At 42.0% G+C, this 13,868-nt stretch carries 9 protein-coding genes; 5 read left to right on the forward strand and 4 right to left on the reverse strand.

What is annotated here, in order from left to right:
• The first annotated feature begins 397 nt into the window (after positions 1 to 397).
• Positions 398 to 1,771: a DUF2252 domain-containing protein gene (locus tag F8S12_RS09900; RefSeq protein WP_196516129.1), complete on the forward strand. Its 1,374-nt coding sequence runs from the start codon at positions 398 to 400 to the stop codon at positions 1,769 to 1,771.
• Between the two features lie 156 nt (positions 1,772 to 1,927).
• Here F8S12_RS09900 and F8S12_RS09905 read toward each other — a convergent pair whose 3' ends face one another.
• Positions 1,928 to 2,251 (reverse strand): threonine dehydratase, encoded by a 324-nt coding sequence (locus tag F8S12_RS09905; protein ID WP_196516130.1) that lies wholly within the window; start codon positions 2,249 to 2,251, stop codon positions 1,928 to 1,930.
• Positions 2,252 to 2,557: 306 nt separating this feature from the next.
• Here F8S12_RS09905 and F8S12_RS09910 point away from each other — a divergent pair, with 306 nt between their 5' ends.
• Together F8S12_RS09910 and F8S12_RS09915 are read left to right on the forward strand one after the other, a co-directional pair.
• Positions 2,558 to 3,298: a dienelactone hydrolase family protein gene (locus tag F8S12_RS09910; protein ID WP_196516131.1), complete on the forward strand. Its 741-nt coding sequence runs from the start codon at positions 2,558 to 2,560 to the stop codon at positions 3,296 to 3,298.
• A gap of 174 nt (positions 3,299 to 3,472) precedes the next feature.
• Complete coding sequence (locus tag F8S12_RS09915) at positions 3,473 to 4,831, forward strand: TIGR03985 family CRISPR-associated protein (protein ID WP_331001379.1); 1,359 nt, start codon at positions 3,473 to 3,475, stop codon at positions 4,829 to 4,831.
• 482 nt (positions 4,832 to 5,313) lie between these two features.
• On the opposite strand, the gene F8S12_RS09920 is transcribed toward F8S12_RS09915, so the two are convergent.
• Positions 5,314 to 5,991 (reverse strand): hypothetical protein, encoded by a 678-nt coding sequence (locus F8S12_RS09920; protein WP_196516132.1) that lies wholly within the window; start codon positions 5,989 to 5,991, stop codon positions 5,314 to 5,316.
• A 434-nt stretch (positions 5,992 to 6,425) separates the two neighbouring features.
• The gene (locus F8S12_RS09925) at positions 6,426 to 8,384 is read right to left on the reverse strand and encodes a heavy metal translocating P-type ATPase (protein ID WP_196516133.1); all 1,959 of its coding nucleotides are present in this window, start codon (positions 8,382 to 8,384) and stop codon (positions 6,426 to 6,428) included.
• Between the two features lie 248 nt (positions 8,385 to 8,632).
• On the opposite strand from F8S12_RS09925, the gene F8S12_RS09930 reads away from it, so the two are divergent.
• Positions 8,633 to 9,970 (forward strand): Nramp family divalent metal transporter, encoded by a 1,338-nt coding sequence (locus F8S12_RS09930; protein WP_196516138.1) that lies wholly within the window; start codon positions 8,633 to 8,635, stop codon positions 9,968 to 9,970.
• Between the two features lie 488 nt (positions 9,971 to 10,458).
• Entirely contained in the window at positions 10,459 to 10,833 is a 375-nt protein-coding gene (locus F8S12_RS09935; RefSeq protein ID WP_196516134.1) for a hypothetical protein, read from the forward strand.
• Between the two features lie 244 nt (positions 10,834 to 11,077).
• Here F8S12_RS09935 and F8S12_RS09940 read toward each other — a convergent pair whose 3' ends face one another.
• A complete protein-coding gene (locus F8S12_RS09940; RefSeq protein WP_196516135.1) occupies positions 11,078 to 13,753 on the reverse strand; it encodes a DEAD/DEAH box helicase in 2,676 nt (891 codons plus the stop codon).
• Positions 13,754 to 13,868 lie beyond the last annotated feature (115 nt).

A 13,868-nucleotide genomic window follows, 5' to 3' on the forward strand; every position in this document is an offset into this window, starting at 1 on the left:
CCTAGATAAGGAGAGCGCTTTTTAGTGTCAACAATTGTAGTGCAATACAGTTCAGTTAAGCTTAAAACTCAACTTCTACGTAGGTTGGGGAGCCACTGCGTTGGGCGGGTTTCCCGACTTGTTCGCGCAGCGTCTCCCCTTGGGAGAAGCAAGTGGCGTTTGAGGAACGAAACCCAACACTTCCTTAACTTTGTTGGGTTTCACTTCGTTCTACCCATTATTCGGTCACTGATATAATAAACAACTTTTATAAGTTTACCTTTTTGAATCCTTTGCTATAAATAGTTGTTTCATTGTGCTTTAAATCACTATCTAAGCTCTAGATCGAGGTGATAAAACAATTATTATTGGATTGTACCAACACAAGAGTCCATTTCTTTACACCTAACAGACTTTCATGCTGAAATACATATCTGCGATCGCAGCCGTCTTAATTTTAACTTTGGGGTTTACATCTACAGTTCAAGCTGCAACTCCCCGTTCAACTTGGGTGGAAAATGAAATTTACCAATACAACCATCCCTTTGCTTCTCAGTTGCCTCAAGAACTAGCAACGAAGATGCAAAAGATGAAAGCTAGCCCCTTCGCATTTTATCGAGGCACGGCTCACATTTTTTATCGTGATATGCAGACCTTACCAAGTTCTGGATTTGTGAATTCTTCAACCTCAGCTATCTGGTTACAGGGAGATATGCATCTGCAAAATCTTGGGGGGATGAGAGATAGCAACGACAATAACGTTTTTGACACCACCGACTTTGATGAAGGATATTTTGGCCCCTACGTTTGGGATTTACGACGGATGGCAGTCTCCATTCTCCTGGCAGCTAAAGAGAAAGGTCTGAGCTCCAGTGATGCTCAAGATATTGTTCGGAATTTCTTGGATGCTTACCTGAACAAGATGAGCGACTTTAAGGGAACCAACGATGAACTGTCATATCGGTTGGAATCCAGCAATACGAGCGGTGTGGTCAAAGATTTGATTCAAGAGGGAACAGGCAAGAGCCGTTCTAGTTTGCTAAATAAGTACACGCTGTTAAATAACGCTAGCAGTCGAGTTTTCCAGACAACCTCGGAACTCCAGCCTGTATCCAACAGCACTTATTCAAACATTGCTGGGGCTATGAGCAGCTACATCACCTCAATTTCTAGCAGTAAGCGCTACAGCAATAGTTATTACACCCTCAAGGATATTCGGCTCAAATTAGGTTCAGGCACTGGTAGTCTGGGTAAGTATCGCTATTTCTTGCTGATTGAAGGGCCGAGTTCAGCAACCGACGACGATCGCATTTTGGAGATGAAGCAGGAAGGAAGTAGTGCAGTTGCGATCGCGGTGCCAGGTCTGCTACCAACTTCAGTTTATGGAAATCATGAAGGGGCGAGAGTGGCGATCGCTACTAAAGCAATGCTCTCTAATACTGATGTATTGCTTGGCTACACTACAGTCAGTAGCATTCCCTTTATGGTGCATGAAAAATCTCCCTACCAAGTGGATTTTGACTATACGTTGCTAACCACTAAGTCAAAGTTTATGGATGCGATGGGCTATGCAGGAAAGGTCGTTGCAAAAAACCATGCAATCTCTGATAAAGACTACGATGCTGCAATTATTCCTGACAGCGTTGACAAAGAAGTTACTGACATTGTGAGCAATAACAAAACTGTATTCAAAGATGAGATCGTTAACTTTGCACTGGACTATGCATCCCAAGTCGAGTACGACTACACGAGTTTTGTAAATGCTTATAACCAAGGGGTGACACTCTACTAAGCTACAATTCTTTAGGATGCGATCGCTATTTTCTCAATTTACCGCCTTGCAGCATCAAAAGTTTAGGCTGATTTGTCAGTTGGGCGTAAACATCGCCCAACTGTAGTAAATTAGTGGCGCGATGCATTATTATTACCCTTCAGTTGATGGCTTTTGTTAGTTCTTTTTGATATCACGCGCCATGTTGAGGTAGTAGTCGTCTATTTTGGTCTTAGGACGACGGCGGGTAGTGGCGGCAATTTTAGCAGTGTTATCCTGATTTGTTTCAAGTTGCTGTTTTGTTGAAGCTTGTTTTATACCTTGTGCATCATTAGATTCCAAGAAATAAGCAGCACTACTATCAGACTTAGTAACTCCGAAAAGCTTGGCGAAAAAACCAAAGAAATTTCCTACAAAATTAAAAAAGCTTTTGAATAAAACACCAAACAAGCCTTCAAAACGCAGGAACAAGTTGCGAATAGTTTGATTTAAACGAAACATAGTAGTACCCTTGATGATTGCATACTCTCATTTTACCTAATTTTGTTGTGATAATAACTATAAGTATTCCACCTTTGGATGGTTCCAATTGTTAATATTAAAATTGCGTAGTTTACCGCCGTAGGCATTGCATAAACTAACTGCTGTCGAATACTAATTGTTTTGTGAGAGCTAGAGTGTCAACATAATTCGTAGTTGCAATTTATATTACGAATTACGAATTATTTGATCGGGACTTATGGCTATTGCGATCGCTAACCACTTGTCTAGAAGTTAATCAAAGCAAGCATTACACGGAGAGAAAAAATGCAAATTACTAAACGCAATATCGAGTTGAGAGTAGATGATAGTTTAATGCGTGTTTATGTAGCAGCTCCCAAAGCAGCAGGAAAATACCCTGGTATTGTATTCTACAGTGATATTTATCAGTTAGGTGGTGCAATAATTCGTCTAGCTAACTACTTAGCAGGATATGGTTATGTAGTGGCAGCCCCAGAAATTTTTCATCGAATTGAGCCAATTGGACTAATTATTGAACCAGATGATCTTGGGCGGATGCGGGGCAATGACGATGCTCGTCGAACTCCAATAGCTGATTATGATGCCGATTGCCGGGCTGTAATTGAATTTCTTCAAGCAGAAAGTTCGGTTTCTCCAAATCAAATAGGCACTTTAGGTTTTTGTATTGGTGGACACCTAGCTTTCCGGGCAGCTTTCATGAGCGAAATTAAGGCTGCTGCCTGCTGTTACCCTACTGGCATTCCAAGTGGTAAGCTGGGTGAGGGAATAGCCGATACAATTCATCGGGTAAGTGAAATCAAAGGCGAGATGCTAATGGTATTCGGTACTCTTGACCCTCACATACCAGAAAATGATCGTCAAACCATAATTAAAGCTTTGGAGAATGCTAACATACCTCATCTCGTTCTTTTATATGAAGCAGAACATACCTTCATGCGCGACGACGGTTATCGCTACGATTCTGCCGCTACTACCTCTGCTTGGTTTGAAATAGTAGCTTTCTTTAAACGGATATTAGCGAACTAAACTCCTTATTCTCTCTGCGTCTCTGCGCCTCTGCGTGAGAAAAATCATCCCGCAGCGCCCGGCAGAGAAGAATTCGTAGGTATACGTAAATCCTACCCATTTTGGAAGCATCTACTCCTACAACCAATTAATCTAAAATAAAAACCCACAGATTAATTAACTCAGACTTTGGAAGTGTTTAATTTCAGCACCATACCGCTTATAGAAGACCCGCCTTATATCGAACTACTGCAATGGTTGGCACGGGGTTCATTAAAGCAAAACCTGCTGCGGGCGATTCGGTTGTGGGTATGGTTGCACTCTCTCTATGGTGATCAGCAAGACCGCCTGTGTTTACCTGACCCTTTTACCTACAAGCACTGGCGAGATACTTTCTTTAGCGTAACTCATCCTAAAGGAGAACTCGCGCCTCATTTGCACCACAGCAATTGTGCTTGTGCCAAAACTACCGCCCAGTGGCTATTTTATCCCAAAACCGGGCTTGTAGAACCAGAGTGGAGGCGATCGCTTCAGCAACATGATGCAATTTCCGATGCAGATTTAGATGAATTGCTGCAACAGCGTTTATTTGCAGTCACTCGCCGTTCCCTGTTTGCCGATTTGCAAATTCTTACTGAACTTGGTTGGTTAAAACTTGCAGACAAACAATACTATCGAGTTCAGAATTTTCCATCTCGACCCAGTGCTAGAGAATTAGAACCTGTAAATAACCGTCTGGGAGTTTATGACTTGGGTTTTCTCAATCCTAACTTAGAAGCGATCGCTCAAAACCTCTCCCAACCCATCCAAAATGTGCAGCGATTCTACCTAGAGGTTGACTACATCATTTCCCAAACCCAAAATCAAGTTGAAAAATGGCTAGATGAATTCCGTAATCTTTGGGAACAAACAACTATAACGCCAATCTGTCTTAGCTACACTAGCGCTAAGTACGGTGTAGTGGAGTGTATTATTTATCCTGTCTGTATATATTACGTGCAAAGAGCCGTATACCTCTGCGGTTTTGGCAAAACTCCCACAAATAAAGGCGAGTGGTACAACTATCGCTTAGATAAAATTCAAAAAATTACTCCCCTGGCTTGGAACGATGCAAAATTGCCCAAACTGCTGCGACAACGGCGAACAACTTTACCCACACCAGACCATATTCGTTTACAAATGCATCAAGCTTGGGGTTTTGATTTTTACTTACCATCCAAGTTGATGCTACTGCGATTCGACCGCACATTTCATGACCGCTACATCAAGGGAACCTCTCGTCATGCTACCTTTAAGGCGATAAGTTATCAGGGGATATTACAACTAATTCCAGAGCAGGTTATCCCAGTAAAACACCGGGAAACTTTGCTAAAAATTTTAAAAAATCGTCCCCAAGATGATGCTTATTATACTGTGATCTATCGAGATGGAGATCCGAATGTGGGTTTGCGTTTGAGGGCTTGGCGACCAAAAGTTGAGGTGCTTTTACCTTGGGAATTGCGACAGGAAATCACCAAAGAAGTGCAAGCAGAGTGGCACTTTTATCAAAATTAACAGAACGATTTGAAGCGGCGTTATAGCGGTTCTCGGTTGAGTTAGGTACAAGAACCCCACCCCCAACCCCTCTCGAAAAGCAAAGCTGTTTTATTTCCTCAAAGGCTCAAAAAAGACTTGTGTTCAGAACAAAAGTACTTGTGTTCTGAACGAAAAGACTTGTGTTCTGAACGAATGAACTTGTGTTCTGAACGAAAAGACTTGTGTTCTGAATGAAAAGACTTGTGTTCTGAACGAATGAACTTGTGTTCTGAACGAATGAACTTGTGTTCTGAATGAAAAGACTTGTGTTCTGAACGAATGAACTTGTGTTCTGAACGAATGAACTTGTGTTCTGAACGAATGAACTTGTGTTCTGAACGAAAAGACTTGTGTGTACACCGTAGGCTCTTCGAGAGGGGACTATGATGTACCTTTTTAAGTTGATTCTTATAGTATCTTCTCCTGAACAGACGAAAAACACAGACTATAACTTTATGTTGCTACTGGCTGGGATTCAGTACAACGATTATTTCTGCTAGTCTAATTCCCAGACGTTTCCAGTGGGGATTGGTGGAGGAAAAAGTGCGATCGCCTGATACTGCTCGATAATGAGTGGGATATTTCTCAGCAGCATTAGGAGCAGTATCTACTCGTAGGATGAGTTTACCCTGATAGGTGGATAATCGGCTACTATCTAACAAAATAGTACCGCCGTAGTCCCACGCCAATCCATAAAGTTTAAAATTACCCAATTTCTTGCGTAATTCGCTCAATGGCGTTCCCACTCCAATACCTTCGCGGGTTTTCCAAGCTGAACCCAAGTCACGTACATCTAGAGGTTTAGTACGAGTATTATCACTCCAGACTATCAACAGCGATCGCCCCTGATTTAGATTTAACTGAGTAGCTGCAAAAGTACCTATTCCTTCGGCGCCTGAAATGGTTTTATCAACAAGATTAGATGCACCAAATAGCTTCACTAAATCTTGCTTGGTGGTTGTGCGTCTTATCGGCCCAACTCTTTCCCCAGGAACGATTAAGGTGTCTGTTAATGGTTGCGATTTAGCAATAGTAACTGGATGATTGATTTTCTGGGGTAGTGCAAAGGCTGGGTTTGCTGAATAGTTTAGCAGTAAAGCTAAAGTAGCTGTAGCAATGCCTTTGATTGATGAATTCATGGGTTCTATTTTGGGTAGCAGAATATGAGTGAGAAGCGTTCCAATACGGTTCGGATAAGATCCCCCCGCCTGCGGCGACCCCCTTAAAAAGGGGGTAAATAGGAAACAAAGCCCCCCTTTTAAAGCTACGGTGTACACACATCTTTCTAAAAAACCAAAATCGTCGTAGATCCCCCTAAATCCCCCGATAAATTGGGGGACTTTGAGAGCTTTTTGCCCCCTTTTTTAAGGGGGGTTGGGGGGATCAAAAGCCTGTGGGCCAACTCTAAAAGACTTGTGTGTACACCGTAGCTTTTTAAGGGGGGTTGGGGGGATCTCCCAGAGCCAAATATGTTAACCGAACCGTATTGAGAAGCGTTCTATAAATAACTCCTTGCTCTTCAATTTTAACTACTACAAATTCTCAATTACAGATTCCCGATTTTCCAAAACTTTTATTTCATCGCTCTAGTTGCGTTGAAAATTGCTAACAAAGCTACTCCGACATCAGCAAATACAGCTTCCCACATCGTCGCTATACCTAAAATACCCAATCCAATAAATACACCTTTAATTGCTAAAGCAAACCCAATATTTTGCCAGACAATTTGGCGAGTTTTTCTGGCAATTTTGATTGCTTCTGCCACTTTTGACGGTGCATCTGTCATGATCACAATATCAGCAGTTTCTATGGCTGCATCTGAGCCTAACCCACCCATTGCTATACCAACATCTGCTCTAGCAATCACTGGCGCATCATTAATACCATCTCCAACAAAGGCAACTTTACCATGCTTGCCGGCGGTGCTGAGTAACTTCTCAATGGCATTAACTTTTTCTTCAGGTAATAACTCTGCTTCATAGGTATCTATGCCAAGCTGTTGAGCAATCAGGGAAGCGATCGCTTGATTATCTCCTGTCAACATTACTGTTCTATCTATACCCATTTGCTTGAGTGCTTGAATAGCTTGTTTGGCATCTTCTTTGAGTTCATCAGCAATGACAATATACCCAGCATAAATATTATCCACTGCTAAATGAATAACTGTTCCCTTTAACTGGCAATTATCATGAGCAATCTTCTCTCTATGTAATAGGCGATCGCTTCCCGCTATTACTACCCTATTTTCAACCTTGGCTCTAATTCCATAACCTGCGATCTCTTCATAATTTCTCACGTCAGATGCATCAATTTTTTCACCATAAGCATTACGGATAGATTGAGCGATGGGATGGTTTGAGTGCGATTCTACCTTGGCAGCTAATTGCAGCAATTCTTGTTCATTCAAGCCATTTAATGGTACTACCTTCGCTACTTTAAAGACCCCTTTAGTCAACGTTCCAGTTTTATCAAAAACAACTGTATCGACTGCATTTAAAGTATCTAAAAAAGTAGAGCCTTTAACCAAAATACCTCGTCTAGCCGCACCTCCCACACCTCCAAAGTAACCTAATGGAATACTGATAACCAGTCCACACGGACAAGAGATAACTAATAAAATTAGGGCACGATAAATCCATTCCGAAGAAGTTGCGCCAGAAACGAATAAAGGAGGTAATAAAGCAACTGCCAGAGATGTAAAAACTACTATCGGTGTATAATATCGGGCAAATTTAGTAATAAATTTTTCTGTTTCTGCTTTTTTACTTTTGGCATTTTGCACTAAGTCTAAAATCTTGGCAATGGAAGATTCATCAAAAAGTTTTGTGACTTTAATGCTGATAACACCCATTTTGTTAATCATCCCAGCCAAAACTGTTTCTCCCAGCCTCACTGTTCGCGGCACAGATTCTCCAGTTAATGCAGATGTATCAACTTGCGAATTCCCATCTATAATTTCACCATCTAAGGGAATCTTTTCTCCGGGTTTGACAATAATAATATCTCCAATATTTACTGTCTTTGGCGATACTTTTTTTATTTCTCCCTCTGTCTGAATATTTGCATAATCTGGGCGTACTTCCAATAAAGCTTTAATAGAATTACGTGAACGACCGACGGCAATATCTTGGAACAATTCCCCAATTTTATAAAATAACATTACTCCGACAGCTTCGGGTAATTTATGAATTGCGATCGCCCCTAATGTCGCTACTGTCATCAAAAATGTTTCATCAAATACTCTACCTTTGAGTATATTGCGCCCAGCAGTTTTTAAAACACTCCATCCACTTAATAAATAGGCTGGGATGAAAACTAGAAATTCACCTATTGAATAGAATGTATTATGTAATTGATTTTCAAAAATTACACCAGGCGCATATAAACTTAAAATCATCACCAAGGGTAATATTTCATTTTTCAGATTGAATTCTCCACCGTGGTCGTGATTGTGGTCATGATTATGATTCTCGTGATTGTCATGTTCACAGTTGGAACAACCGGAAGATTCTGAATGTAGTTTTTGCTTCATTTTTTCTGTTGAGGCTAGTAAGTTATTTGATATATGATTCTGTTTTCAAATGTAATGAAAAAAAGAAGTTTTTACAAGTTGATAATTTAAGAACGATAATCTATATCAATAGTAAAAGTTAGTTGATTGTTGAATCTTTCTACTAAGTTTTAGTGAATATTAAAATTTATAAATTTATAAATATAGCTATTATTGTCAGTATTTTATAAAATTATGAGAGAATTATGAAAAATTTAGAGTGTAAACGAATGCCCTTTCCAGAAAATTCCTCGAAAAAGCCCAGTCTACCTGAAGTTTACCGTAGCATTAGAGTTCCTAATACCAAAAGCTTCTGGCGCAAGATGCTGGCTTATGCAGGGCCAGGATATCTCGTGTCTGTAGGTTACATGGACCCTGGTAACTGGGCAACTGACTTAGCTGGCGGGGCTAAATTTGGTTATGCGTTGCTAACGGTGATTATGCTTTCCAACTTGATGGCGATTTTAATGCAATCGTTGTGTGTGCGGTTGGGAGTAGCAACGGGGCGAGATTTAGCCCAAGCTTGTCGAGATAACTTCAGTCCGCGTGTCAACTTCGGGTTATGGGTACTTTGTGAGATAGCGATCGCAGCTTGTGACTTAGCGGAAGTTTTGGGAAGTGCGATCGCGCTACAACTGCTTTTTGGTATTCCCCTGAGTTGGGGCGTGTGTATAACAGCCCTAGATGTATTTTTATTGTTACTGCTACAAAATAAAGGCTTTCGTTATACAGAAGCTTTGATAATCTTGTTAGTAGCAACTGTAGGCATCTGCTTTGCAGCAGAAATCATCTTTTCGCGTCCTGATTTGGGCGGAATTTTATTAGGTTATGTTCCCAAAATAGAAATTCTACAGAATCCCGAAATGCTCTACATTGCTATTGGCATTTTAGGGGCAACTGTGATGCCGCACAACTTATATTTACACTCATCAATCGTGCAGACACGGGATTGGGAAACAACATCCCCAAAGAAATGGGAAGCTATTACATTCGGTACAATCGATTCTACCGTTGCTTTATGTTTCGCCTTATTTATCAACTCAGCAATTTTGATTATTGCTGCTGCCACTTTTCATTTTTCTGGTTATCAGGATATTGCAGAAATTCAAGATGCTTATAAATTGCTCTCTCCCTTATTGGGTGTGAATGCCGCCAGCGCAATTTTTGGCTTGGCATTACTTGCTTCTGGACAAAGTTCAACTCTTACTGCAACCTTAGCAGGGCAAATTGTCATGGAAGGCTTTTTGAATCTGCGTCTAAAACCTTGGTTACGTAGGTTAGTAACTAGATTAATTGCGATTATCCCAGCATTAATTTCAATTATAGTTTTGGGAGAAAAGAGTACAAGCAGCTTACTAATTTTCAGCCAAGTTATTTTGAGCTTACAACTGTCATTTGCCGTAGTGCCGTTGGTGATGTTTACAAGTAATAAACGCTTAATGGGTGAGTTTGTCAATCCTTTGTGGTTGCAGATTTTATCGTGGTTAGTAGCGATTATTATCGGCAGTTTAAATGCTTGGCTATTATTGCAAACTATTTCAAGCTGGCTGTTTGGGAGTCCTAGCTAGAATGTTTATGTATAGTGAAAAAAGAATGTGATAAATAAACCATCTGTAGAGACGCGATGAATCGCGTCTTTATCCAAGGATGTGTTGCAATCATTAATTAAATCGATGTGGGTATGATGCAAAAATATTTATGTCATCGCAAACGTTCGCGGAGCGTCTCTAAGAGTTGCGATCGCGTCCTTTTGCTTTGCTACACTTGCAATGACAATGTATACCTAATTTTGCATAACTACTTATAACCAGGGATTGCAAAAGCTTGAACAGGATAATTTTAACGAAGCGATGTCTGACGACAAGCCCGGATGCGGAGCATCTACGCAGACTTTAACCAGGTAAGTAGATAAATCTAATTTGTGATCAAACTGCATAGATATGAAACTTTCTTGGGTAACAAGTGTCAAGCTAACTATTCTTAGGAAAAATTCACTTGAAGTTTGAAAATGAATCGAATACCCTAAGCTAGTAGGCAACATTTCTCAAGGAGATATATGAACAAAAAAATTATTCTGAATTTGCTTTCCAGCTCCTCAGTTTTTCTGTCGCTGATGTCTACCTTGGCAGTATTTAATCCTGCCCATGCTAGTATTACTCAGCGATTAATGCGTACACAAGATGGTCGTACCTGTATCACTAACCCACATGGTGGAACAGATTTTGTATGCATTCGAGATTCAGAGACAAAGCAAGCGTATACCTCTACCCGTTCCTCAACCATTGCTACATCAGTATCAGATGAAAATGTTGCGATGTTAGACTTTAGTGAGGAGGAAAGCGATGCTGCAATTAACTTATTTAAATGTGACTGTCCATTTTGTATAAATTCTTTGCGTCAGTTGCGCGGGACTGGAAACTTGGTGTACTAAGACTGAAGAAGGCTGATAGAGACTATGACTTCTGTAGGATACACGCGATTAATCACGTACAGAAGATATACGAAACCAAAAAAGCATTTTTAAGTACGTACAACTACTATTATTTGGTCAAATGTAAATTCATTGTTGGGACGGTTTGTATTACTACTCCAAACTCATCGAATTAATGTTGACGAAGAGGACGCAAAGAAATTATCAAATCCTCTCTGTGCGTCCTCGTTTAAGAACGTCCTGTTTATTCAACTACCTCATTGACAGGGAATCTATCAATCAACTGCATTGCTCGATGGGCGTTGCGCTGGAAAGAGTCTGGCAAATGGGGAACGTGGGGTATTTGCGATAATAAATCCAACGTCCGCCGTAAAATTCTCACTACGTCGCCTTCATCCAAGGTGGTGTTCTCGCAGAGTTCTGTCCACTCCATTCCCAGCGCCCATTGTTCCACGATCGCAATTAACTCAAACTCCAACCATATAGGCAATGCTACGTTATACCGCCGTTGTAGTTTGAACATTTGGTGACGAATTCCCCGCAATTTTGCTAAGGCTTCTGCCACTTCATTACTAAGGTCAAAGTTAACCTTGCTATCTGGACGGGGCGTTTCCATCACCAAAGCGGCTGCTGCTGCTGTTAAATGGTGCGGATCTAAGTTGTCCAATTCACCACTAGCAAATACTAAACCCAGCCACAATTCATTCTCCCCTCGAATGGCGGCAGCGATTCGCCCTAATACTGTGGGGACTAAATTATCCAAACCGCCGAAATGTTGCAGAATTGAGATTAAATTGAGAAACTCTTCCCAATGACGTTGTGACTGTTGCTCTACTTGCCCTTGCAATTGTTCGAGTTCGGCTTCTAGTTCGACATAGCGGGCCCTACGCTTGAAAAGGGTTGCAGCATTACCTGATTCATGTAGGGGATGAGTTTCTAATTGCTGTTGGACGGCGGTAAGACGACTGAGTTGTTCTGCTACTTCTGGTGCTAGATTCAAAGATTCTACCGGATCGGGAATACGTGTGGCGATCGCAAAGCTTTCTTCATTACCACGGCGCGACTGTCCAGGTTTCAAGGGCATCTCTGGAGGTGGTAGCACATCAGGCGGCACCTCAACTCGCGGCAGTTCGGCATACAAATCGACTACATCCCCTGTCGTTGCCACATACCAGCGATTATCATGTCCCAAACATACCAAGTAAGGAGCTTGACCAGAACCAGGCGATTTTCCTACTAACACTGCGGTAACAGGTGAAGACACTGTGATGTTTTTCCCCTTGAGACTTAACAGAGTTCCTGACACTGCAAAGCCCAACATCATCACCAATTCTTCTTGGCGGTCTGAAAGCGCTTGCTCTTGCAGGGTTTTCAATATCTGGCGTTCTACTTTCAGGCGTTGCCGCAATTTCTCATAAACAGCTAGTTCATTTTCATCAACTGCGGCAATTTGCTCATTAAGTTGAGCTAATTGTGTTTGCAGTTCGGCAATCTCATCGTATTCTGGTCTTAAATGCAAGGTAGCCATGTACTGCCCAAAGCTGCGTTCTATGAGTTCCCTGGTTTGCTCTAGGGTGTGGGTTTGCAGCAAGTTGAGTACCATGCCATAACTGGGCGTAAACTGGCTAACTAGGGGATCTGGCTTGGATGTTCCCAAATATGCGGCTTCTTTGGCTCCTTCAAAGGGAGTTTGGACTGTCACCACATGACCTTGTTTATCCATCCCCCGGCGGCCTGCCCGTCCTGCCATTTGCAGAAATTCGGAAGCGTTCAACAAGCGGTGTCCGGTGTCAGTCCGCTTGGAAAGGGTAGAAATTACCGTTGTCCGGGCGGGCATATTAATTCCTGCCGCCAGTGTCTCGGTGGCGAATACTACTTTAATCAACCCTTGCTGAAATAGTTCTTCTACCAGTGCTTTCCAAGCAGGTAAAATTCCGGCGTGGTGGGCAGCAATTCCCCGGTATAGGGGTGCAATTTGTCCAGAACGCCCTGCTTCGGGATTGCGGGCTAAAAAGTCATCAATTTGTTGCCGTAAAATCTGGGACTCTTCATTATTTACCAGCCATAAATCACCAACTTCCGCCACTGCTTTATCACATCCCCGACGGCTGAAAATAAAGTAAATCGCTGGTAGCATATCCCGTTGCTCTAACTGGCTCAAGGTATAAATGATCCCTGGAGCCTCTGGTCTACCACTTCTCCCCCTATCCCTTTCTCCCCCTTTCCCCTTCTTTTTCTGAAGGCGGGGGTTAATTTTGGTTTTGCTATCATTCAGCAGGGGAAATAACCCTTTGGGATTGCAAAAGTGAAATTCCAAGGGAACTGGGCGAAAATCGGAGTAAATCAGGTCAGTTGGGCCGTGAACGCGATTTAGCCAGTCGGTAAGTTGATCGCTGTTAGCAACGGTTGCTGAGAGGGCTGCCAGTTGAACTTCACGAGGGCAATAGATGATTGATTCTTCCCAAACTGTCCCCCGTTGGCGATCGTTCATGTAGTGGCACTCATCAAGTATCACCGCTTCAACGTCTACTAATGAGATGCCGATTTGGCCAATGGGTGTGCCATAAAGCATATTTCGGAAAATTTCTGTGGTCATCACCAAAATCGGTGCATCCCTATTAATGGAAGCATCTCCAGTTAACAGACCGACTTGCTCAAAACCGAATTTTTCTCGAAAGTCACGTAATTTTTGATTCGATAGCGCCTTCAGGGGAGTAGTGTAAAATACACGTTTTCCTTGCGTCAGGGCGCGATAAATGGCATATTCCCCGACTAATGTTTTGCCCGAACCTGTGGGCGCACATACGACTACGGAGCGTCCGGCGTTTAGGGACGCGATCGCTTCTTTCTGGAACTGATCCAGTTCAAAGGGAAATATAGACCCTAAGTCAAGTTCTGGAAACGGCGCAGGATAATTCACTCAATCACATTTGCAACCAGATTGTTTACTATATTAACGAGTCTTTTGTCAACTTTGTTAGGGGGAGAAGGGAGTGGGGAGTAGGGAATAGGGAGTAGGGGACTAGGAATAGGAT

This window comes from Nostoc sp. WHI, assembly GCF_015714725.1.
In the GTDB taxonomy this organism is placed as follows: Bacteria; Cyanobacteriota; Cyanobacteriia; order Cyanobacteriales; family Nostocaceae; genus Nostoc.